The sequence below is a fragment of the Veillonella faecalis genome (genome assembly GCF_024677885.1).
In the GTDB taxonomy this organism is placed as follows: domain Bacteria; phylum Bacillota; class Negativicutes; order Veillonellales; family Veillonellaceae; genus Veillonella; species Veillonella nakazawae.
In genome coordinates this window covers 371,059-393,403 of record NZ_JALBWL010000001.1, presented here as the reverse complement: position 1 = coordinate 393,403, position 22,345 = coordinate 371,059, and the positions used below count along the sequence as shown (strand labels likewise).

The 22,345-nt window shown below is 37.1% G+C and carries 24 protein-coding genes; 1 reads left to right on the top strand and 23 read right to left on the bottom strand.

The window, feature by feature from the left end; translation table 11 throughout:
- Window positions 1-123 precede the first annotated feature (123 nt).
- Window positions 124-630, top strand: coding sequence for an S-adenosylmethionine decarboxylase family protein (locus MOQ65_RS01825; protein WP_005386379.1), 507 nt, complete (start codon window positions 124-126; stop codon window positions 628-630).
- A gap of 105 nt (window positions 631-735) precedes the next feature.
- Here the strand turns inward: MOQ65_RS01825 and MOQ65_RS01820 are convergent, their stop codons facing one another.
- From MOQ65_RS01820 to MOQ65_RS01710, 23 genes are all read right to left on the bottom strand, one after another.
- The gene (locus MOQ65_RS01820; RefSeq protein WP_119208029.1) at window positions 736-1,419 is read right to left on the bottom strand and encodes an HAD hydrolase-like protein; all 684 of its coding nucleotides are present in this window, start codon (window positions 1,417-1,419) and stop codon (window positions 736-738) included.
- A gap of 1 nt (window position 1,420) precedes the next feature.
- Entirely contained in the window at window positions 1,421-1,846 is a 426-nt protein-coding gene (gene sufU / locus MOQ65_RS01815; RefSeq protein ID WP_024066921.1) for a Fe-S cluster assembly sulfur transfer protein SufU, read from the bottom strand.
- Between the two features lie 14 nt (window positions 1,847-1,860).
- A complete protein-coding gene (locus MOQ65_RS01810) occupies window positions 1,861-3,090 on the bottom strand; it encodes a SufS family cysteine desulfurase (RefSeq protein WP_060924276.1) in 1,230 nt (409 codons plus the stop codon).
- Between the two features lie 12 nt (window positions 3,091-3,102).
- The gene (locus tag MOQ65_RS01805) at window positions 3,103-4,149 is read right to left on the bottom strand and encodes a SufB/SufD family protein (RefSeq protein WP_257846473.1); all 1,047 of its coding nucleotides are present in this window, start codon (window positions 4,147-4,149) and stop codon (window positions 3,103-3,105) included.
- A 9-nt stretch (window positions 4,150-4,158) separates the two neighbouring features.
- The gene (gene sufB / locus MOQ65_RS01800; RefSeq protein ID WP_105089273.1) at window positions 4,159-5,568 is read right to left on the bottom strand and encodes a Fe-S cluster assembly protein SufB; all 1,410 of its coding nucleotides are present in this window, start codon (window positions 5,566-5,568) and stop codon (window positions 4,159-4,161) included.
- Window positions 5,569-5,576: 8 nt separating this feature from the next.
- The gene (sufC, locus tag MOQ65_RS01795) at window positions 5,577-6,320 is read right to left on the bottom strand and encodes a Fe-S cluster assembly ATPase SufC (RefSeq protein WP_105093857.1); all 744 of its coding nucleotides are present in this window, start codon (window positions 6,318-6,320) and stop codon (window positions 5,577-5,579) included.
- Window positions 6,321-6,616: 296 nt separating this feature from the next.
- A complete protein-coding gene (locus MOQ65_RS01790) occupies window positions 6,617-7,873 on the bottom strand; it encodes a diaminopimelate decarboxylase family protein (protein WP_060924272.1) in 1,257 nt (418 codons plus the stop codon).
- A 58-nt stretch (window positions 7,874-7,931) separates the two neighbouring features.
- On the bottom strand, window positions 7,932-8,348 hold the full coding sequence (locus MOQ65_RS01785; protein WP_024066583.1) for a DoxX family protein: 417 nt from the start codon (window positions 8,346-8,348) through the stop codon (window positions 7,932-7,934).
- A gap of 331 nt (window positions 8,349-8,679) precedes the next feature.
- The gene (gene groL, locus MOQ65_RS01780; RefSeq protein WP_024066582.1) at window positions 8,680-10,305 is read right to left on the bottom strand and encodes a chaperonin GroEL; all 1,626 of its coding nucleotides are present in this window, start codon (window positions 10,303-10,305) and stop codon (window positions 8,680-8,682) included.
- A 111-nt stretch (window positions 10,306-10,416) separates the two neighbouring features.
- Window positions 10,417-10,698, bottom strand: a complete 282-nt coding sequence (gene groES, locus MOQ65_RS01775; protein ID WP_004696047.1) for a co-chaperone GroES — start codon at window positions 10,696-10,698, stop codon at window positions 10,417-10,419.
- A gap of 200 nt (window positions 10,699-10,898) precedes the next feature.
- A complete protein-coding gene (locus MOQ65_RS01770; RefSeq protein ID WP_105089276.1) occupies window positions 10,899-11,465 on the bottom strand; it encodes an ANTAR domain-containing response regulator in 567 nt (188 codons plus the stop codon).
- Complete coding sequence (locus tag MOQ65_RS01765; protein ID WP_257846472.1) at window positions 11,466-12,854, bottom strand: sensor histidine kinase; 1,389 nt, start codon at window positions 12,852-12,854, stop codon at window positions 11,466-11,468. It abuts the gene before it with no gap.
- Window positions 12,855-12,856: 2 nt separating this feature from the next.
- Complete coding sequence (gene tsaD / locus MOQ65_RS01760; RefSeq protein ID WP_257846471.1) at window positions 12,857-13,888, bottom strand: tRNA (adenosine(37)-N6)-threonylcarbamoyltransferase complex transferase subunit TsaD; 1,032 nt, start codon at window positions 13,886-13,888, stop codon at window positions 12,857-12,859.
- The gene (gene rimI, locus MOQ65_RS01755; protein ID WP_257846469.1) at window positions 13,885-14,334 is read right to left on the bottom strand and encodes a ribosomal protein S18-alanine N-acetyltransferase; all 450 of its coding nucleotides are present in this window, start codon (window positions 14,332-14,334) and stop codon (window positions 13,885-13,887) included. Before rimI ends, tsaD begins: the two co-directional genes overlap by 4 nt.
- On the bottom strand, window positions 14,334-15,092 hold the full coding sequence (gene tsaB / locus MOQ65_RS01750; protein ID WP_257846468.1) for a tRNA (adenosine(37)-N6)-threonylcarbamoyltransferase complex dimerization subunit type 1 TsaB: 759 nt from the start codon (window positions 15,090-15,092) through the stop codon (window positions 14,334-14,336). The genes rimI and tsaB overlap by 1 nt, the downstream gene beginning before the upstream one ends.
- Window positions 15,076-15,570, bottom strand: a complete 495-nt coding sequence (gene tsaE, locus MOQ65_RS01745; RefSeq protein WP_257846467.1) for a tRNA (adenosine(37)-N6)-threonylcarbamoyltransferase complex ATPase subunit type 1 TsaE — start codon at window positions 15,568-15,570, stop codon at window positions 15,076-15,078. Before tsaE ends, tsaB begins: the two co-directional genes overlap by 17 nt.
- Window positions 15,560-16,540, bottom strand: a complete 981-nt coding sequence (thiL, locus tag MOQ65_RS01740) for a thiamine-phosphate kinase (RefSeq protein ID WP_257846466.1) — start codon at window positions 16,538-16,540, stop codon at window positions 15,560-15,562. The genes tsaE and thiL overlap by 11 nt, the downstream gene beginning before the upstream one ends.
- 114 nt (window positions 16,541-16,654) lie before the next feature.
- Complete coding sequence (locus MOQ65_RS01735; RefSeq protein ID WP_060924263.1) at window positions 16,655-17,215, bottom strand: GerMN domain-containing protein; 561 nt, start codon at window positions 17,213-17,215, stop codon at window positions 16,655-16,657.
- A 3-nt stretch (window positions 17,216-17,218) separates the two neighbouring features.
- The gene (locus MOQ65_RS01730) at window positions 17,219-18,316 is read right to left on the bottom strand and encodes an N-acetylmuramoyl-L-alanine amidase family protein (protein WP_119206219.1); all 1,098 of its coding nucleotides are present in this window, start codon (window positions 18,314-18,316) and stop codon (window positions 17,219-17,221) included.
- A gap of 246 nt (window positions 18,317-18,562) precedes the next feature.
- Window positions 18,563-19,507, bottom strand: coding sequence for a ComEC/Rec2 family competence protein (locus MOQ65_RS01725; RefSeq protein WP_257846465.1), 945 nt, complete (start codon window positions 19,505-19,507; stop codon window positions 18,563-18,565).
- 1 nt (window position 19,508) lies between these two features.
- Window positions 19,509-21,080, bottom strand: a complete 1,572-nt coding sequence (locus MOQ65_RS01720; RefSeq protein ID WP_257846464.1) for an NAD(P)H-hydrate dehydratase — start codon at window positions 21,078-21,080, stop codon at window positions 19,509-19,511.
- A gap of 1 nt (window position 21,081) precedes the next feature.
- On the bottom strand, window positions 21,082-21,453 hold the full coding sequence (gene acpS / locus MOQ65_RS01715; RefSeq protein WP_024066570.1) for a holo-ACP synthase: 372 nt from the start codon (window positions 21,451-21,453) through the stop codon (window positions 21,082-21,084).
- 68 nt (window positions 21,454-21,521) lie between these two features.
- Entirely contained in the window at window positions 21,522-22,313 is a 792-nt protein-coding gene (locus MOQ65_RS01710; RefSeq protein ID WP_257846463.1) for a hypothetical protein, read from the bottom strand.
- Window positions 22,314-22,345 lie beyond the last annotated feature (32 nt).

Genomic DNA, 22,345 nt, shown 5'->3' with positions numbered 1-22,345 from the left:
AATATAAAGGTCAAATTTCTATACTATACATTTGACCTTTTAATACATCCCCCTATAATTGGACTTAATCTTAAATTATAGGTATAATAAATGAGATATATTTTTATGAAAGAAGGTGTTGTTATGGCAGAAGCATTAGGACAAGAACTGTTAATTGATTTATATTCCTGCGATGAAGATGCAATCTCATCCGCTACAGCTGTACAAGAAAGTGTAGCAACCGCATTTGATTTAGCTGACCTTGATGTTGATGAAATCAGTTGTCAAGTTATGGACGAGGAGATCGCCCTCCTATCTGTTGCACCAGGCTTTCACTTTACGTTGCACACGTATCCTGCTCTAGGCTATGTGGCTGTTGATTTGTATTCTTTTGAGCAATCCTTACCGCTCACATTAATTATGAAAGCGTTGCGTAAATCTTTCAGAGCAGAAAAGGTAAAAGCAACAAGTGTACAACGTGGCGACTTTGGTAACGAACGCGATATGAAGCCACGTCGCAAAACAAAGATTACTACACTTGGTCGTGTTTCTCGTACACGTATTCAACTCAAACAAACAGGCGGCAAATTGAAAAAACAAAGTGCTAAGGTTATCAAAACATTAGCTAAAAAAAGCGGTCTAAAAAAATAATACAAAGGACTAACCTTATTGGTTAGTCCTTTTATTAGATAGATACAAAAAGGCTAGAGGAAATTCCTCTAGCCTTTTTAAGGTTAATATTTTATTTATAAGAGCTTATCTACGAACCATCATTTCTTCAAGATCGAGAACATCAGCAATTTCATCAACATCATCACAGATGTACTCTGCATCGGCTTCTTTTAGTTCAGCTTCTGTACCATAACCATAAGTAACACCGATAGAAATACAACCAAGTTCGTTAGCCGCCTCTACATCATACTTACGATCGCCTACCATAAAGGCCAAACGACGACCATTTTCATCAGTTAAAGGATTGCCACAAAGTTTAAGAGCTTTTTCAAGAATCTCTTTCTTATGCAATAAACCACTTTCATAATTAGCACCTACAATTACATCAAAGTAAGGTGTTAATTCAAAGTGATCTAAAATATCCTTAGCATAATGCTCAGGCTTTGCTGTAGCAACGGCAATAGTATATTGTTCTGTTTTGCATTTAGCCAACAAGTCTACAATATTCGGATACACTTGATTTTCAAATTTACCGATTGTACCATATCGTTCGCGGAATTTAAAGTACGTTTCTTCCGCTTGGTCAAAGGTCATGCCACAATGCTCTTGAAAAGCATCTACCAATGGTGGTCCTAAAAATAATTGCAATGTTTCTTCATCAGGAACATCATAGCCAAAATGTTCCAATGCAAATTTAATACTTTTAAGAATACCTTCTTGAGAATCTGTTAAAGTTCCATCTAAATCAAATAATATTGTTTTCTTCATATTATTTCTTTAAAGCCTCTTTTAATGTATGCCATGCAAGAACCGCACACTTAACACGCGCTGGCATGTTAGAAATATTTTGCAATGCCATAGCATCTTCTAATTCTTCCAACTCATTTTCATCGGTAATTTCTTTTTTGATCATACCTAAGAAAATTTCTACCAAACGAAGAGCTTCTTCAACAGATTTTCCCTTAATGATATCAATCATCATAGATGCAGACGCTTGGCTAATAGCGCAGCCAGAGCCTGTATAAGCAGCATCTTTTATAATGCCATCTTCTACGTTGAGTTGTAATGTTAGATCATCACCACAACTAGGGTTATGGCCATGTTCAGAATTTGTAAAATGAGCTAACTCATGTTTATTACGCTTATCTTGGTTATGTTCCAAAATAAGTTCTGTATATAATTGATCCATTTCCATTGATGGTAAATCTCCTAATCTTTAAAACCCATTACAGAACGAACTGTCTTTAATACTTCAAGGAATGCATCTAGATCTTCCTTACGAGTATATAAGTACATGCTTAGACGAGTAGATGCAGATACATTGTAGAATGCACCTAATGGTTGTGCACAATGGTGTCCAGAACGAACACAAATGCCTTTAGAATCTAAAATTGTAGCTACATCATGAGGATGTACATCATCTACAGTGAACGCGATTACACCATGTTTTTCTTTAGGATTTTGGGAGCCAATCACATGAACATGTGGCAATGCAACAATTTTAGGAAGAATATATGCTACTAGTTCCTCTTCATAAGCTTCAATAGCATCCATGCCAAAGGATTCTAAATAATCAATTGCCGCATGTAAGGAAACGGCGCCATCAGCATTTGGTGTACCTGCTTCAAACTTATATGGAAGCTCATTGAATGTAGCAGTTTGTTCTTTTACATATTCAATCATATCCCCACCCAATAGGAAAGGTGGCATCGCTTCTAATAACTCACGTTTACCATAAAGTACACCAATACCTTGAGATGCACACATTTTATGACCAGAGAATACGAAGAAATCACAATCTAATTCTTGAACATCAATTTTTTTATGAGGTGTAGATTGAGCACCATCGAGAACTACTACAGCACCTACGGAATGCGCTTTTTCAGTTAATTCCTTTACAGGGAATTCCATACCAAGCACATTACTAACATGAGCAAAGGCAACAATTTTAGTGTTCTCATCAATTTTATTGATTTCACCATCTTTTAAATGCCCATGTTCATCAAGGTACATATATTCTAAGGTTGCCCCGGTTTGTTCTGCTACATATTGCCATGTTACAAGATTGGCATGATGTTCCGCAACAGTAATGACAATCTTGTCACCTTTCTTCACATTATGAAGACCATAGCTATGAGCAATCAAGTTCATAGATTCTGTACTATTACGTGTAAATACAACTTCTTCACGCTCACGTGCATTGATAAATTCAACTACGCGATCACGTGCATTTTCATAGTCTTCAGATGCTTCAATAGCTAAAATATGAGAGCCACGATGTGGATTACCATTACGTTGTGTCATATGTTCCACAACACGATCAATTACGGACTGTGGAATTTGTGCAGTAGCACCGCTATCTAAATAGATAACGCGGTGCCCATTATGCTCTTTATGTAGTATAGGAAAGTCTTTATATGCTTCTGCAATTGGTCTCATAAAAACGCCTCTTTAAATTTTATTACGTACAGCTACTAACGCTGCTTCTTCAATCGTTTCATCACCAATGCGATCAATAATAGGTCGAATCATAGATTCTACAATGATATGTTTTGCTTCTACTTCACTAAAGCCACGGCTCATGATATAGAACAATTTATTATGATCAATTTGGCCTGCACTCGCTGCATGATTACCAACTACATTATCTTCTTTACACAATAATAGAGGTAAAGAAACAGATTTTACAGTTGGATCTAACAATAAGCAAGTATCTTCTTCCGCACCTTCAGAAGCTGTTGCACCATGAAGGAAATCAAGAGTACCACGGAAAGATTTTTTAGAATTGCCACTAAGAGCACCTAATGTATGAATATCACTGAAGGATTTTTTACCACCATGACTCATAATCATGGATATATCAAATTTTTGTTCTTCGTTACCAAGATAAGCAATATCATGAACCATACGAGATTCTTGACCTACTAAATCATGATAGTAGTTCAAAATATTTTCGCTACCACCAAGTTCAATGTTAATGTATTCTACATCTGCTTTATCTTCCAATTTGGTATAACGATGTTCGATATGTTGTACATATTCAGGTAAAAGATTTACCTTTTTCACTACAATTTTACCGCCTTCTTTTACATCGTATTCATTTAGATAACTAACATTTGTTAAAGCTTCACCAGTGCCAGTTACATAGAATTGTACCTCTAGTTCTGCCCCTTCACCAACGATGAATTGGAAACGGTTAGCTACACGTGCATTAGCATCGATGCGGATGCCTACAACTTCCTTTCCCTTAGCAGGAACATTGATAGCATAACCTTCTGCATTATCCACCAATGCTTGAACAGCATCCTTATTAGCACCTTCATATTTAGCATTTAACAGTGCTGTTCCTGTAGGCAATGGTGAAAGTATATTTTGATTCGCTTCTACAGCGATGGATTGTACAGATATATCTTCTCCAGCTAGAGAGCTTACAGTATGGTTAACACGCAACCATCTGAATGTCGGTCTAGGGAGTTCATTAAATAATAATTCGCTCATAATTCCTCCTTAACCGATAGAACCTTCTAATTCAAGATTGATTAGATTGTTCATTTCTACAGCATACTCAAGTGGTAATTCTTTGGAGATTGGCTCAACGAAACCACGAACGAGCATTGCACGAGCTTCTTCTTCGCTAATACCACGTGTCATGAGATAGAAAATCGCTTCGTCGGAAATACGACCGATTTTAGCTTCATGACCTAAATCCACATTATCGTTTTCTACGATAATAGCTGGAATTGTATCAGATTGAGACTCTGCATCAAGCATCAAGGATTCACAAGATACAGTCGCTTTGGAATGTTCTGCTTTAGGGCCAATTTTCAAAAGTCCACGGTAAATAGCAGCACCACCGGATTTGGAAATAGATTTAGAGTTTACATTACTAGTTGTGTAAGGAGCATTATGAACTACCTTACAACCAGTATCAAGGAATTGTCCTTCGCCAGCAAATGTTACACCTGTGAATTCAGCATGTGCACCTTCACCGTTAAGAATACTCATTGGATACAAGCAAGAAACTTTGGAACCAAAGGAGCCAGATACCCATTCGATTGTACCATTTTTACCTACTACACAACGTTTTGTGTTAAGGTTGTACATGTTCTTGGACCAGTTTTCAATTGTAGAGTAACGCAATGTAGCATTGTCTTTAACGAACAATTCAACAGCGCCTGCATGAAGGTTAGATACGTCATACTTAGGAGCAGAACAACCTTCGATGAAGTGCAATTTAGCACCTTCTTCTACGATGATCATAGTATGTTCGAACTGACCAGCACCTGGTGCATTCAAGCGGAAATAAGATTGTAATGGAATTTCTACTTGTACGCCTGCTGGAACGTATACGAAGGAACCACCAGACCAAACTGCACCATGAAGAGCCGCCCATTTATGGTCTGTAGGTGGAATCAATGTCATCCAGTATTTTTTTACGATTTCTTCATGCTCATGAAGTGCAGTTTCGATATCAGTATAGATAACACCTTGTTTAACAAGATCTTCTTGAATACTGTGATAAACAACTTCAGAGTCATATTGAGCACCAACACCTGCAAGAGATGTTTTTTCCGCTTCTGGAATACCTAAGCGGTCAAAAGTACTTTTAATTTCTTCTGGAACTTCGTCCCAGTTTTCTTTCATATCTACTTTTGGCTTAACATAAGTATGGATATTTGCCATATCTAAGCCAGAAATATCAGGAATCCAATTTGGAATCCCCATGCGATTGTAGATTTCTAAAGATTTCAAACGGAAGTCAAGCATCCATTCAGGTTCATTTTTATTAGACCAAATTTCACGGATAATATCTTCTGTTAAACCAGCATCAGAAATATAAGAATATTCAAAGTCATTCTTAATATCGTAGACACCACGGTCCATATCCGCGACTTGGGTTTTCTTTCTTTCTTCCATTGTGCCTCCTATGCTAATGCTTTGTATGCGTCGTAACCTTTTTCTTCGATTTCACGTACAAGAGAAGCATCACCAGTTTTAACGATCTTACCATTGATCAATACATGAACAAAATCAGGTTTTAATTTTTGCAAGATTTGGTTATGGTGAGTGATGATCAATACAGCATTTTCTTCGTTGTGGAAACGTTGTACACCTTCAGATACGATACGAACCGCATCTACGTCAAGGCCGGAGTCTGTTTCATCAAGAATAGCCAATTTAGGATTTAAAATGGACATTTGAAGAATTTCATTTTTCTTGCGTTCACCACCGGAGAACCCTTCATTTACATAACGTTGTGCATAAGATACATCGAAGGATAATTCATCCATTTTTTCTTTCAATTCTTTTTTGAAAGATAAAGCGCGTACATTTTCACCAGTAATTGTAGATTTCGCAGTACGGATGAAGTTTTCTACTGTAATGCCAGGAATAGAAATTGGATTTTGGAAGGACATAAAGATACCTGCTTTCGCACGATCATTTACTGCATCTTCCGTAATATCTTTACCATCAAAAACAATAGATCCGCTATCTACAGTATATGTAGTGTTACCCATAATAGCATTGGCAAGTGTAGATTTACCTGCACCATTTGTACCCATTACAACATGGATTTCACCTTTATTAATTGTTAAGTTGATACCTTTTAAGATTTGTTTACCTTCAACGGATACCTTTAAATCTTTTATCTGAAGTAATTCAGCCAAAATGTTCACTCCTTCTCATAATGTATGTATTAATAAGAAACATACAAGCATTATATGTAAAACGTATATATTGACACATATAAAAAGGCGGTACGCACTAACGTGAATACCGCCGTAATTCTCGCCAACTTAGCAAGTATGTGCATAACAATCTATAATCATTATACATTCTTATCTAAATGATAGCAAGATATTCCTACTAAAATATACAGGAATTAAAAGAATATCATATATTACATATATTGATAGGTTTTTATTAATATTCATTCTCATCCTATTCGATTCTCAATATTAAATTATAGGTTAGAGAAATCGAGGGTGCCAAACAAATCATCATATGTTTCAGCACGACGAATTTGTGTAACAGAACCGTCTTTATGTAATAACAACTCAGCAGAGCGCAATTTACCATTATAGTTGAATCCCATGGAGTGACCATGCGCACCAGCATCATGAATGATAATACGATCGCCAATATCGATTTTTGGCAACTCACGTTGAATAGCAAATTTATCATTGTTTTCACATAAAGAACCAGTTACATCGTACACGTGATCCTTAGGTGCATTTTCTTTACCCATTACAGTAATATGGTGGTAAGAACCATATAATGCTGGACGCATAAGGTTTGCCATACAGGAATCTAAACCGATGTAGTGACGATAAATATCCTTTTTGTGAATTGCTGTAGAAACTAAGTAACCAAATGGACCTGTAACCATACGGCCACATTCATAAGCCAATGCTACATCACCAAGACCGTTAGCTACTAGAATTCTATTATAGGCCTCTTCTACACCTTTACTAAGTGCATTGAAATCTACTGGTGTTTGTTCTGGTTTATAAGCAACACCTACACCACCACCAAGATCGATAAACTCAACATTGATGCCTAGTTCATTTTTAATATCTACTGCTAGATTGAAGCAAAGTTCAGCAGTGCCAACTAAGCCATCAATATCAAGCTCGTTAGATACAACCATTGTATGGATACCAAAGTGTTTTACACCTTTAGCTTGCAACTGTTTATAAGCTTCAAGAATCTGTTCACGTGTCATACCATATTTAGCTTCTTCAGGAAGGCCGATAATTGTATTACCCCCTTCTTTTAAGGAGCCTGGGTTATAACGTACGCAGAATGTATCAGGCAAAGAGCCATGATTTTTTTCCAAATATTCAATATGAGTAATATCGTCAAGATTGATAATAGCACCTAATTCAAGTGCTTTTTTATATTCCACATATGGTGTGTCATTAGATGTGAACATAATATCATGACCTGTAATGCCCACTTTTTCACATAGCATTAACTCTGCTAAAGAAGAACAATCGGCACCTACACCAAGCTTTTGTAATACACGCATAATATATGGATTAGGAGTTGCTTTTACAGCAAAATATTGTTTGAACCCTTTATTCCAAGAAAATGCATTGATGAATGCTTTCATATTTTCAATGATACCTTCTTCATCATAAATATGGAATGGTGTTGGGTATTGGGCAATAATATTTTCCAATTGTTCAGCTGTAAACGGAACTGTTTTTGTATTCATAATAACCTCGCTATACAAATAAAAGACTCATCAAACGATGAGTCTATTATCCTAATTATTATTTAAATAAAGCTTTATCAAGGCTATAGCGACCTGCGCCAGCGAAGAACAACATAAGAGCACCAAAGCCCATTTGAGATGGGTAATCCCAACTAAAGAAACTACCGTTAATACTCAATGTTGTTGCCATAGCTAATGTACCGATGAGCATAAGAGATCCAATTCTAGTGAATAGACCTAAAACAATAAGGATACCACCAATCATCTCAGCACAAGATGCCATAGTACCTAATATTTCATACCCACCAGGTACGCCTAATGGAGCCAACATAGATCCAACTTTATAAAGGCCTTCAGGACCACTTAACCATTTTAGATAACCATGATAAAACATGGAAATACCAAGTGCCAAACGGTAAATTAAGAGGCCAAAATTAACATAATTAGGTTTACTTTTAAAAATAAAGCTTAACATAGTAATCCTTCTTTCAAATCAAAATAAAAATCGAAATAATTCGATATCGTTATTATAGAGGAGAAAAAGTACCATGTCAAACTAGACTCAATATTAAATTCTATAGAATTATAACATATGTAGTATACAAAATCAATTTTATCGATTTGATAAGCCACATATAATCTTCTAATTTAATACCTAAAAAGTCAAGAAATATTCTGTACCTAGTAATACAAAAAACCATTTAATTTTCAGATATATAAAAATAATCCTAATGAAAAAGTGAACATATAGTTCCTAATTCATTAGGATTATTCTAAATCTTATAGATTATGCGCTAAGCAGTTGATTACATCATACCGCCCATGCCACCCATTGGAGGCATTGCAGGTGCTGCAGCATTTTCTTCTACTTTATCAGCTACGATTGTTTCAGTAGTCAATACAAGAGATGCAATGGATGCAGCATTTTGAAGTGCAGAACGTGTTACTTTAGCAGGGTCCACGATACCAGCTTTAACCATGTCGATATATTCTTCAGTCAAAGCGTTGAAACCAACACCAGCTTCTGTATTTTTAACTTTTTCTACTACAACGGAACCTTCAAGACCAGCATTGTAAGCGATTTGACGAAGAGGTTCTTCTACTGCACGTTTAACAAGGTTAATACCAGTTTGAACGTCGCCAGTTTCTTCCAATGTGTTCAATGCAGGGATAATATCGATGAATGTAGTACCACCACCAGCTACGATACCTTCTTCAACAGCTGCACGAGTTGCGTTCAATGCGTCTTCGATACGAAGTTTTTTATCTTTCATTTCAACTTCTGTAGCAGCACCTACTTCGATAACTGCAACACCACCGGATAATTTTGCAAGACGTTCTTGTAATTTTTCACGGTCGAATTCGGAAGTTGTTTCTTCTACTTGTGCACGGATTTGGCTTACACGTTTAGCGATTACGTCTTTATCGCCTACACCATCGATGATTGTAGTTTCATCTTTAGTGATGCGAACTTGACGAGCTGTACCAAGATCAGTAAGTTCTACAGAATCAAGTTTGCGGCCCATATCTTCAGTAATTACAGTACCACCAGTCAAAATAGCGATATCTTCAAGCATAGCTTTACGACGATCACCGAAGCCAGGAGCTTTTACAGCTACTGCTTTGAAAGTGCCACGCAAACGGTTTACTACCAATGTAGCCAATGCTTCACCTTCTACATCTTCAGCGATGATAAGAAGTTCTTTACCTACTTTTACCACTTTTTCAAGTGTTGGCAACATATCAGCAATAGCACTGATTTTACGGTCAGTAATCAAGATATATGGGTTATCCATTACAGCTTCCATACGGTCAGGATCAGTTACCATGTATGGGGAAATGTAACCACGGTCAAATTGCATACCTTCTACTACGTTTAATGCAGTTTGCAAGCCTTTGGATTCTTCTACAGTGATAACGCCGTCGTTACCTACTTTTTCCATAGCTTCAGCAATTAAGCCACCGATTTCTTCGTCCGCAGCGGATACACTTGCAACTTGAGCGATTTCAGCTTTACCAGAAACTTTGATGGAACGTTTTTTAATTTCTTCAACCAAAGTTTTAACTGCTGTTTCAATACCTTTTTTCAAGATCATTGGGTTAGCACCAGCTGCTACGTTGCGCATACCTTCTTGGATCATAGCTTGTGCCAATACTGTTGCAGTAGTAGTACCATCACCTGCTACGTCATTAGTTTTAGTAGCAACTTCTTTAACTAATTGAGCGCCCATGTTTTCAAATGGATCTGGAAGTTCGATATCACGAGCAATAGTTACACCATCATTTGTGATTGTTGGGGAACCGAATTTTTTATCCAATACAACATTACGACCTTTTGGTCCTAATGTAACTTTTACAGCGTTTGCCAATTGATCAACGCCACGACCTAAAGCGCGACGAGCTTCTTCATTAAACAAGATTTCTTTTGCCATATGTATTACCTCCTAGATAATAACAGTATCTAATGTAAGGGAATGTATATGCCCGTAGGCAGTATAGAATGTATCAATAGTATGTTTAGCTCTATACAGATATATTAGCTATTATAGTACTGCTAAGATATCGCGTTCGCTAATGATCAAATGAGTAGCGCCATCGATTTCTAATTCGCTACCAGCATATTTTGCGAACATAACAGTATCGCCAACTTTAACTTCTGGAGCTACACGTTGACCATTGTCATAAACTTTACCAGCACCTACAGCTACTACTACGCCTTCTTGAGGTTTTTCTTTTGCTGTATCAGGAAGGAAAATACCACTTTTAGTTTTTTCTTCTTTTGCTTCTAAACGGATAAGAACGCGGTCAGCTAATGGTTTTAACATATGATGTCACTCCTTATTTACTAGTTATTATTTACAATTCATTAGCACTCTAAGTAGTCGAGTGCTAATCACATGTATTATTATAACCTATGTCAAAATAAATGCAAGTAGAAATTTTGATTTTTTGACTTTTTAGTTTTTATTTGATGTTAGACACAAAAGACTAGTATAAGTTTTGATTCTTATACTAGTCTTTGTATCTATTTTGAAACTTGATTAATTAATGCTTTACAGATATTAACAATACTATCTCGTTTCTTCATACTTAGGGCACGAATGCGATTATAGGCTTCCTCTTCTGATATAGAGTATAGCTCCATCAATATACCGGTCCCTTTTTGAATGATTTTACGATCCTCTAATGATTGTTCTAATTCAGCCATTTTTTCGCGTAGCTCAGCATCACTATGGTAACGCCCTAATGCCATTTCTAAGGTTGGAACCAATTGTTCTTCACGAACAGGCTTAATTAAATATCCATATACGCCAGATTCTCTAGCCTTATTTATTAAATCCTGTTGACTATAACTAGTTAATAGAACTACAGGTGCTTCATGGTGAAAGCCAATTTGACGTGCTGCTTCAATGCCATCTAATTCTGGCATTTTTACATCCATTAGAACAATATCAGGTTTATATTCTTTGCAAAGCTTGATGGCTTCAACACCATTAGTCCCTTCTGCCACAACTTCATGACCACAGGATTCAATAATATCGCGTAGATCCATACGTATAAGGGATTCATCATCCACTATTAAAACGCGCATTTACTTCTCCTTCTTCATATGTATTGTCACTAGAACACCGGCATCAGTATTTTTAACAGATAGACGCCCTTTTAACTCATGGGTAACTAAATTATTAATGATAGTTAATCCTAAACGCTTATTCGAGTTAATAGAGAAATCTTGAGGTAATCCTTTTCCCGTATCAGAAAAATCTAATACAATATATTCCTCTAATTCCGAAACAGCTAGACGAATCTCCCCTGCTTTACCATCTAAACCATGTTCAAGGCTATTAGTAATTAATTCATTAGTTATGAGGGATACATAACTTGCCATATGAGAGGAAATCAATATATCTTCTCCACTATAGGTAAAGGTAACCTCTTGGTCTTGTCTGATCATACTCATGCGCAACAAACGACATAACTCGTCATAGATTGATCGGATACCAATATAATCCTCATCATAATGGGACACAATATCGTGAACCAAAGCCATACTTTCAATACGATTGATTCCCTCTTGTAAGGCTTGTTTAACTTCTGGCAGACTAGAACGTCTTGCTTCCATACGTAGTAATCCCGCTACAGTTTGTAAATTGTTTTTTACACGGTGATGAACCTCTTTGATAATAGAATTCTTTACCAGCAATTCTTGTTGCTGCTTACTTTCACGGGTACAATCGTGAAGCACGAGGAAACAACGTGTTTCATTGCGTCCCATAGCAATAGGAATCATATGCTGACGAATTACCATATCTTGATAGATTTCTTCACTAGTGTATATCGTTCTATCATCCAACACTTGTTGTATGGCAGAAATTTTTAAGGTACTGCTATAAATTGATGACCCTACTAGTCGTCGATCAAATCCAAGCAAATCTACTAATTGTATAGCCGACTCATTACCATAGAGAATTCTATGAGAATCATCGAAGATGATTAAACCATCGAAATAAGAAATTGGCTCATACGATTGTATTTGCTCATCTGTAGCAGTTAACATGAGACGTTGCATCGTATCAGATAAGATATATTCTTGTTCGTATTGATTTTTTTTAATAGACGGAGATACTGTAAAAACTATCCCCCCAATAATACGACCACCATTGTCGACAACAGGAAAAACATGTTGTCGTTGATCATGCTCTACCCCAATAAGAGGTTGACCATTTCCCATCATAGAATGCCACGTATTATTTCCTTTTATTTGTCGAGTAATAACACCTTGCTCGCTCCGTTCAATGCATAGCATATCTGCACGTTGCTGCATATCACCTTGTGATTTTTCTAGAAGAGGCGTAAAAATCTGTATCCTTTGACGGGTCAATGACTCGCCAAAGGATATAAGTTTACTAATATGCTCAAGTAGTGAGGTTTGTAATGGTCCTAATGGTGTTGTATTTAAAATATCTTGACCGATATCCACAATTAATCCTCTTTCCAAGATACATGACCAATTTCAACACTTGGCTTTGCATTCAATGTTAAATCGCCAAATTTACCAGCTTGAGCCATATAATAGGCACGACAACCAATCATAGCAGCATTGTCAGTGGACAAAATTTTATGAGGCTTGTAATAGGTAAAGCCTTCTTCCTTACACATAACCTCTAAGGCTTGTTGTAAGCCTTTATTAGCAGATACGCCTCCCGCAATGGTAATACGCGTTTCACCTAATGTATGAGCTGCATCTTTTGTTTTTTCAACTAATACATCAACAATAGCCTTTTGGAAGGACGCGGCAACATCGGCTTGGTTAATGGGTTCATTCTTTTGTTGCTTGCTATTTAAATAGTTTAATACAGCAGACTTTAAACCACTAAAACTAAATTCAAAATTACCAGACTCACTTAAAGCCTTTGGAAATTCAATCGCATCTGGATTACCTTCAAGAGCAAGTGCATCAATATGAGGGCCACCTGGGTAAGGGAACCCCATAACACGAGCAATTTTATCAAAGGCTTCACCCGCTGCATCATCACGAGTCTGACCAAGAATATCAAACTCTTCGTACCCTTTTACATGAACTAGTATTGTATGACCACCAGATACAACGAGGCTCAAAAATGGAGGTTCTAATTCTGGATTAGCTAAGAAATTAGCAAAAATATGACCTTCCATATGGTGAACTGGTACCAAAGGAATGCCTGTAGCAAAGGATAATCCCTTTGCAGCAGCTACACCAACCAATAATGCCCCTACGAGACCAGGACCATAGGTAACACCGATGTGGTCAATATCTTGTAACGTTACATTCGCATCGCGTAGCGCTTGATCTATAACAGGTATAACTTGTTCTATATGGTGACGTGATGCGATTTCTGGCACAACGCCACCAAATTTTCTATGAATCGGCACTTGGCTAGAAATAACATTAGATAAAACAGTGCGTCCATCCTTTAAGACAGAGGCTGATGTCTCATCACAGCTACTTTCCAAGGCTAATGTGTATATACTCATTCTATTTCCTCTGAAACGAGAGACATAATATAAGCATCCTCTTTTGGCTCTGAATAATAATCTTTACGAATCCCTTTAACAGAAAACCCAAGATTTCTATACATTGCTAAGGCAGGCAAATTGGATATGCGTACCTCCAAGAAGATTTCGTGCATACCTCTCTTGAAACATTCATCTATTAATTGTTTAGTAAGTTCTGAGCCATATCCCTTACCACGAGCAGAAGGAATAATGGCAATGTTTGTTATTTGTCCTTCATCATATACGAGCCAAGCACCAGCATAACCAACAACATGATTGTCTTCGCAAATAACCATATATAATTTATTATCTGCTCCTTCAAGTTCAGCAAGTACAGATTCCAAACTCCATGGAACTGAAAAGGACTGCTGTTCTATTTCATAAATGACCTGAGCATCATCGATAGCCGCTAACCGAATCTCCATTATTCTGCTCCTGCCGCTTCAGTCACTATCACAGTAGGATTTTGGTTTAACATTTCAGGATTATCCTTATATCGCTCCTCCCATAACACCTCTGCCTCAGAGCGACGAATATAGTAAGGAACCATATCCATTGGATCGCATATCTCTTCACGTTCTATCAATTCACGACCTGCTAATAGTAACGAGCTTGCCTTCGGAATACGTTGTGAAATATCTAGGACAGTCAAATTAGTATCCCTTTCCTCTAAAAGCTTTTCAATTCGCTTGATACCATCCCCTAAGAATAGGACCTCTTCCTTTGTTTCTCTAAATTTATCTAATAAATCACTAGCAGCTATAACAAAAGGCTCCTCTTTACATACTAGTTCGTTATTTTCATATCGATACAGGCCAGCATAAACATGTTTTTTTTGAGCATCGATAACAGTACAAATTGTACGATTTGTATATGAAACATTACGAGCTAAGCTGTCCATTGTCATCACACCATACAATGGAATTTGTAAGGCGTAAGCCATTGCTTTAGCAGTCCCCATACCAATACGCAATCCAGTGAAAGAACCAGGCCCGATACTAACGATAATACCTTTTAACTCATTCTTTTTTACTTGAGAGGCACGCAATAACATATCAATGTGAGGTATTAGTTGCTCAGAATGAGTTAATCCAGCTTGGATAGTCAACTCCCCAATAAGGTTATGTTCATCCATTAAAGCCACACTCGAAACGAGTGAGCTTGTCTCAATTCCTAACCACATATGGGCCTCCTATTTCTACTAAATCACCCTCTGAAAGGTAATCACTACCTAATGTGATAGATCGGCTTGTATCATCAATGCGCGTCAAATAAATCCATAATGTTTCATCTGGTAATTCATCTGGGAATTTATCGGCCCATTCCACAATGGATACGCAATCCTCTGTATATTCGTAGAAGCCAATATTTTCTAGCTCGCTTATATCATCCAAACGATATACATCAAAATGATATAAATGTGTTCTATCCACATCATAAGTATTCATGATTGCAAAGGTAGGACTTGTAATCTCATCTGTAACTCCAAAGCCTTTCGCAATGCCTTGGGATAGGTGCGTTTTCCCTGTCCCCAAATCACCAATTAAGGCAATACATAAAGGTTCTCCGCTTTCTTTCACCCATCTGCCTAATAACTGTCCAAATTGTTGTGTATCTTCTACTGTATGAGTTTCTAATTGAACATGTGCCTTATGATTCATGAAAATGATTATATCCTTTCGCTTCTATGGTCTTAATCGTTTTATCCGGTGTTACCATCTGAACATGACATGGTCCAGATATAACTTCACCGATTATAGTAATGCCAGATAAATTCTCTAATTTAGGAATCAATGCTTTAGGCGCCGTAAATACTAGTTGAAAATCCTCACCACCGTATAATGCATAATCCACTGGATTAGTCTGTAAATACTTAGCTAATTCATAAGTTTCTTCATGAAGTGGAATTGCTTTTTCCTCTATAACAATGGATACGTTACTAGCCGATGCAATTTCGTTTAATTCACTACCAAGGCCATCACTAATATCATTCATACTATGAATTCCCAGTTTTCTCAATTGTTGACCTAATTCAATTTGTGGATCAGGTCGTTGATGACCAACCTTCGTCATAGTATAGCCATCTAAATTATAGGATAACGCACCTAAACCAGTGGAAGCATAACCTACATAATTTGTAACGCCCACAATATCGCCAACTTGCGCACCACTACGCATAATAGCAGTGCCAGTAGGAACCTCTCCTATGATGGTAACAGTCCACACCATAGGTCCTTCCGTACGCACCGTATCTCCCCCAAGTATATTGATATGATATCTAGCACATTGATCTTTAATACCTCTATAAATTTCATCTAAAATAGCAGTATCAATATATTCAGGTGCCGCCACAGATAGCACTATTTGTCGAGGATTCCCTCCCATAGCAGCAATATCACTTAAATTAGCTGTCATGAGGCGATAGCCGACATCATAAGGTTTCATATAGCGAAAGCTAAAATGAACACCTTCCACCATCGTATCTGTACTAATTAGTTGATCTGTTTCATCTGTAGCACGATACACTGCGCAATCATCACCAATCCCTGTAATTACAGTGCTCGGATCATGTATTGTATCATTTTGAATGTGGCTTATGAAATTAAATTCCCCTACCTCTTTTAATTGCATCTCATCACCTGGCTTCCGATTAGTATACATATTGTATTGTAACATATATAAAAGACAACAAAAATAGCAGATAGTTGATATATCAACTATCTGCTATCAATGAGCCTAATATAATTATTTTTTAATTAGGTTTGTCATCCGTTTAACAGGATCTTTCGTATCAAAGGAACCTACAGTAAGAACCTTTTTACCATTATTAACGAAGAGAACGCCATTAATATTATCAAAGGATGTCAATGTATTTACAATGGCAGCCATTTGCAATTTAACAGTTAAGTCCCCACCATTACCTTTTACGAAAGCGTCATTCACTTCTACAGAAGCAATGCCGTCCTTTACAGTAACAGATGTGATTTGAATATCCTTAGAGAATACTGGATATTTTTGTGCTCTATCAGCTTTTAACATCGCTAGAAGAGCGGCTTTAGGCGTTACTTTATCCGCCTCCATCTCAACGGTTGATTGTGTTACCCCTGAGCCATCTTCTGTTGGAACAAAGAAGGCCATCTTAACCTTTTCTTGAGATACTTTCGTTGTTTCTGCATCCTTATTGACTTTCGTCTCTTGCACAGGTTCACTTTTACCTGTTGTAGGAGCTTGATTAGGTGTACAACCTGCTACAAATGCAAGCAAGCCTACACAGAGGATCGACAGAACTTGTTTACGTAATTTCATCGATTAACCTCCAAAGTAACTAGCAATACCATTGGCAATGCGATTTGCAAAGTCTTCTTGTGTTTGAGGAGATTGCAATGCACGTTCCTCATTAGGATTGGAAATAAATCCAAGCTCTACAAGAATGGCAGGCATATTAGTATGTCTTAATACATACAAGTTGCCTTCTTGAATGCCACGGTCACCATTGAATCCTGGTACACTAGCAATTTGAGATTGTACCTTTTGTGCTAAACGGGCATCATTACCTGTTTTAGCATAGTAGTATGTTGCAATACCACCAACACTTGGATTGTTAAATGCGTTAATATGCACGCTTATGAGCGCATCAGAATTGCTACGGTTCGCTACATTAACACGAGCACCTAATTCATCAACACCACTTGCATTAGGACCATATACGTCTACGTCTGTAGTACGAGTCATAAGAACTTTAGCGCCACGATTTTCTAAGGCTTTTTTCAAGTACATAGAAATCGGTAGTGTAATATTTTTCTCTTGTACACCATGAGGTCCAACGGCACCAGAGTCACTACCACCATGACCTGGGTCAATAGTAATTGTCTTGCCAGATAAACCACCGCTAATAGAATACTTACCAGATCCTGTGGGCATATTTTTCGCAGGATGTGCAGAAGGAGATGGACGTTTGCCATAGTAAGCAGGTTTAGCTACCACACCTTTTTTCTGTACATCTACAACGATGCGATACGGTTTCTTATTAACCGTATCTTTTTTTAGAGAAAATACCTTTACATCACTCGTATCGATAGATGAAGGTGTCTTGATTGTTACCTTCACATCTCTGCCGTCCTCTGTAAGTCTAGCAGAACTAGCTATGCTAGAGTCCATATTAATATTCGCTTTAGCAGTTTTTAGCTTTGTGTTATTTAAGGTAACAGTCGTCGTTTTCCCATCTTTGCTAATCGATGCAGATGCCTTCACAGGTGCTGATAAATCCATTACCATACGAACATATGGTACAGGTGCATCAGTTCGTGTCACCCATCGAGCATCTTCAAGATTAGCTGCCTTTGCTTGAGTCAAGAATAGAGGTAAAGCCATCAAGACAGCAAGGCACATAAAAAATAGTTTACGCAATACATTCACTCCAATCTAACTGACATACGTAGTGTCCAAACCATAGAGATGAGTCGATGATATCTTTGTGAATCAAAGTCTCATCGTTCCAATCTATCCATAAACTAATGTTAGATTATAGATAGATTATTTCATACAAACATGAAGATTAGTATGCCGATTATACATATTACTATATAAAGTCTTTATACAGTAAACACAAAAATCAGTTACTTAAAATTATTTTTTTGTGCTATACAATCGATACTAACGTTCAGTTGTAATTTGCCATTCATTCCCATCCGTACTAATGTGAATACGTCCCATCGTATCTGTACGGTAAATGGCAATATTGTTCTCCTGCAAACGACGCAATGTTATATCGTGAGGATGACCATAACTATTATACATGCCATTTGAAATTAATGCACTTTCTGGTTTAATAGATTTCAAAAAATCTTCAGAGCTACTTGTGCGAGAACCGTGATGTCCTACCTTAAGAACCCGAGAAAACAGTCTAGAGTTCTGCTCTTTTATGAGTTTTTTCTCTTCTTGTAATTCTGCATCACCAGTAAAGAGCATAGAGAATTTACCAAAAATTAATTTACCTACGATAGAGTTATTATTAAGATCTGGCGCCCCTTTTTTATCTGTTAAAGGTTCCGTCCATGGTGCATATACTACAAATACAGCACCGTGACCAAAATCAACTATATCTCCACTACGCAATGTGGAGCGTTGGATTTTATTTTTATCAATCCATTTCTCATAGGTTTTATACATATTATTATCAACAGAAATGCCATCATCATACACATGTTCAATGGGCATAGCTTTCGCAATAGCATAGAAGCCACCCATATGATCAGCATGTGGATGTGTAATGATAATATTTTTTAACTTAGTAACACCCATAGATTTTAGCTGAGCTACAATATTTTCACGATGCTCTATGTCACCTGTATCGATCATACTATATTCATCGCCAACCTTAAGCAGTATAGCATCCCCTTGACCGATATCTAACATATATACATCTAGCTTACCTTCAGGTGTAGTTGTCTTAGTATCAATAGAGTAAGCCCCATTAGCACTAGAGGTCGCCTGATTAGCAGCATTAGCTACATCTTTATTCGTACATCCTGCAATAGCAAAGATTGGAATACATAGCACTAATAAAAAAGCTATAAAGCGTTGTATTTTATTTGTCATCTTATTCTCCCAATAATTCACTAATGACACAACCTATAGAAGTACTTACATCACTAGGTGTATATCCCCAAGCTTTCGTATCACTTAGTATATCTGCACTGCGGCTATGTACATAGACCCCTAAAATGGCACTATCCTGTAAGGAATAGCCTTGGCTGATAAAGCCTGCAATGACTCCGGTTAATACATCCCCCATACCGCCAGTTCCCATACCAGCGTTTCCGATAGTATTAACATATACTGTACCATCAGGTAGTGCCACAACAGAAGGAATTCCTTTTAGAACAAGTACTACCTGATGAGCCTTAGCAAATGCTCGTGCCAATGTAATATAGTGATGTTCAATCCATTTTATAGGCAAATCAATAAGTCTACTAAATTCACCTAAATGAGGTGTCATCACGCAATATGGTAACTGTCGTTCCATCTTATATATAGACTCAACCTTACCATCTCGCAATGCATCTTTATCTACAGATCCCACATGACCTAATGCATATAACGCATCAGCATCAATGACTAGAGCACCTTCATAGCAATCAATAACATGATTTACTAAATCCGGAATATCTATTGTACGTCCCAAACCGGGGCCAATAGCAACTACTTGACGGCCTTCATAAATGGAGTGGTTTTCATTGATAGAGGTAACCATCACTTCTGGTATGATACGTCCTTGTACTGCCCGTTTAATTATCTCTGGAACACACAATGTAACTTTACCAGCACCACTATGAACAGCAGCTTCTGCACTTAACATAGGGGCTCCCACCATATCACTAGAGCCACCAATAATTAGGGTATTTCCATTTACTCCTTTATGAGCCATTGGAACTCGATAATTAATTAGTGTTTCTGCTAAATCTGAATCAATAGTTATAGTGCTATCACGATTAACTAATACTTGCTGCCAAGGAGCTCCTAAAGGGGCAACAATAACTGTTCCTCCTATAGCCTTGCCAGGATACAACAATAACCCTTGTTTTATAGCACCAAAGGTTACCGTATAATCATAAGACAATGTGCCCTCTGAGATTTGACCAGAAGTTGCATCAACACCTGCAGGTACATCAATAGCCCACAAATCAAAATTATATTGGCTACGCATAGTATCAATAACGTGCAATATATCGATTGTCGTATCTCGAAGACGTCCAGCTAACCCTGTTCCCATAATGCCTTCTACAACTATAGCTACATTGGACCAATCATTAAAATCATCAAACATATCAATGATACAGCCCATTGCTTCACATCTCTTGAGTTGAACTGCAAAAAGGTCGCTACATTTGCTCGTATCACCTACTAGTACAATTTGTACAGGTACACCTTGCTCTAAAAGATGACGAGCTGCTACAAGGCCATCTGCCCCATTATTACCTGTACCACAGATAAATAGTACAAAACTATTGATAGAACGTGCATTATCTAAGGAAAACAAGTCATATTGTCCCCAGAAAGCATCCACAATGCCACGTCCTGCATTTTCCATTAAAATTTCTAAAGAAACACCTAATTGCTTAGGTACTTCTTGATCTATATATCGAGCATCTTCAGTTGTTAATATTTGCATCTTATGCTCCTTCAAGTATAACTGTACTCATTGCATATGCTTTGCAATGACTAATCGACACATGTGTATCCGTATAGCCTAATGTTTCATAAATATCTTTAAAAGTATCTTGTAGCCGAATTAAGGGAGCCCCTAATTCATCATGACCGATTTCTATATCTTGCCACGACCCATGACGCATTCCCGTACCTAATGCTTTAATGAAAGCCTCTTTAGCGGCATATATACCGGCATAAGACTCGTAACGCCCCTTATTTCGACTTTCACAATAATCAATCTCATGAGGTGTATATACACGGTCGCGAAATGATTGAGATTTCTCTAAAGCTTGACGGATGCGGTCAATTTCTATAATATCATTCCCTAATTTCATAATAACTCCTAAATCATCCTAACATTAATATTATACACTCTTAAAGTGGATAAAAACATAGATAAAATCTAGGCATTTACAGAGAATGGCAATGTGACTAGACTGTAAATTTCTACCTTACCTTTGCGGTTAACCGCCACGTACATCTGACCATTACGGTAATCCATATCCTCTACTTCCATTCCTGAAGTATAAGGGCTTATATTCTTTACTACGCCTTCATCATCGACGAAAACGAAGGTCGTTAAGGTTGTAAAAATAGTGTTACCATTAGCAGCATAAGCACCATTATTATTTAAGTCGGTATGCTCTGCATCAATCTTATACGTTTTTACCTTATTAAAATTTGAATCATAGTAGTTAATAGTACGATGAGAATTTGTTAAAGGCACAATCGACACATATTCATTACGCTCTTTATCAAAGGCAAAATTAAATACCTTTTCTTTCAATTTAATAGGTGTTTCAACAATCATACTATCAGCTTCAATAGGTGTAACAATATATCCATCTACAACAGCATTAGTAGTATAGTAGCGATTGTTATTCGGATTATAGGTTAACGTATTCATATGACCTAATAAACGTTTTTGACTATATTCATACTTAGCAACCACTTGCAACGTTGTGGGATTAATTTCATAAATAATTTGCTTTGTATTATCAGCATTTATACATGCGAGGACAAATACATCTTTTTTTGAGTTATAACAAAAGCCTTGGCACTGATTAACAGAACTATCTAATGGTATCTCCGCCAATCGTGTTAACGGCAAAGGCATTTGGACCGCACTTACAGGTTGTGCAAGCTTTGGTATATCAAAGACATTAGCAATATAATCAATCACACCTTGATCCATATTATCACCTCAATCAAACAAAAATGTATATA

Bases quoted from the DNA above. Each gene is read 5' to 3' on its own strand.
- MOQ65_RS01825 (WP_005386379.1), top strand. From the start codon at position 124: ATGGCAGAAGCATTAGGACAAGAACTGTTAATTGATTTATATTCCTGC.
- MOQ65_RS01820 (WP_119208029.1), bottom strand. From the start codon at position 1,419: ATGAAGAAAACAATATTATTTGATTTAGATGGAACTTTAACAGATTCT.
- sufU (WP_024066921.1), bottom strand. From the start codon at position 1,846: ATGGAAATGGATCAATTATATACAGAACTTATTTTGGAACATAACCAA.
- MOQ65_RS01810 (WP_060924276.1), bottom strand. From the start codon at position 3,090: ATGAGACCAATTGCAGAAGCATATAAAGACTTTCCTATACTACATAAA.
- MOQ65_RS01805 (WP_257846473.1), bottom strand. From the start codon at position 4,149: ATGAGCGAATTATTATTTAATGAACTCCCTAGACCGACATTCAGATGG.
- sufB (WP_105089273.1), bottom strand. From the start codon at position 5,568: ATGGAAGAAAGAAAGAAAACCCAAGTCGCGGATATGGACCGTGGTGTC.
- MOQ65_RS01790 (WP_060924272.1), bottom strand. From the start codon at position 7,873: ATGAATACAAAAACAGTTCCGTTTACAGCTGAACAATTGGAAAATATT.
- MOQ65_RS01785 (WP_024066583.1), bottom strand. From the start codon at position 8,348: ATGTTAAGCTTTATTTTTAAAAGTAAACCTAATTATGTTAATTTTGGC.
- groL (WP_024066582.1), bottom strand. From the start codon at position 10,305: ATGGCAAAAGAAATCTTGTTTAATGAAGAAGCTCGTCGCGCTTTAGGT.
- groES (WP_004696047.1), bottom strand. From the start codon at position 10,698: ATGTTAAAACCATTAGCTGACCGCGTTCTTATCCGTTTAGAAGCAAAA.
- MOQ65_RS01770 (WP_105089276.1), bottom strand. From the start codon at position 11,465: ATGCGCGTTTTAATAGTGGATGATGAATCCCTTATACGTATGGATCTA.
- tsaD (WP_257846471.1), bottom strand. From the start codon at position 13,888: ATGAGTATATACACATTAGCCTTGGAAAGTAGCTGTGATGAGACATCA.
- rimI (WP_257846469.1), bottom strand. From the start codon at position 14,334: ATGGAGATTCGGTTAGCGGCTATCGATGATGCTCAGGTCATTTATGAA.
- tsaB (WP_257846468.1), bottom strand. From the start codon at position 15,092: ATGTGGTTAGGAATTGAGACAAGCTCACTCGTTTCGAGTGTGGCTTTA.
- tsaE (WP_257846467.1), bottom strand. From the start codon at position 15,570: ATGAATCATAAGGCACATGTTCAATTAGAAACTCATACAGTAGAAGAT.
- thiL (WP_257846466.1), bottom strand. From the start codon at position 16,540: ATGCAATTAAAAGAGGTAGGGGAATTTAATTTCATAAGCCACATTCAA.
- MOQ65_RS01735 (WP_060924263.1), bottom strand. From the start codon at position 17,215: ATGAAATTACGTAAACAAGTTCTGTCGATCCTCTGTGTAGGCTTGCTT.
- MOQ65_RS01725 (WP_257846465.1), bottom strand. From the start codon at position 19,507: ATGACAAATAAAATACAACGCTTTATAGCTTTTTTATTAGTGCTATGT.
- MOQ65_RS01720 (WP_257846464.1), bottom strand. From the start codon at position 21,080: ATGCAAATATTAACAACTGAAGATGCTCGATATATAGATCAAGAAGTA.
- acpS (WP_024066570.1), bottom strand. From the start codon at position 21,453: ATGAAATTAGGGAATGATATTATAGAAATTGACCGCATCCGTCAAGCT.
- MOQ65_RS01710 (WP_257846463.1), bottom strand. From the start codon at position 22,313: ATGGATCAAGGTGTGATTGATTATATTGCTAATGTCTTTGATATACCA.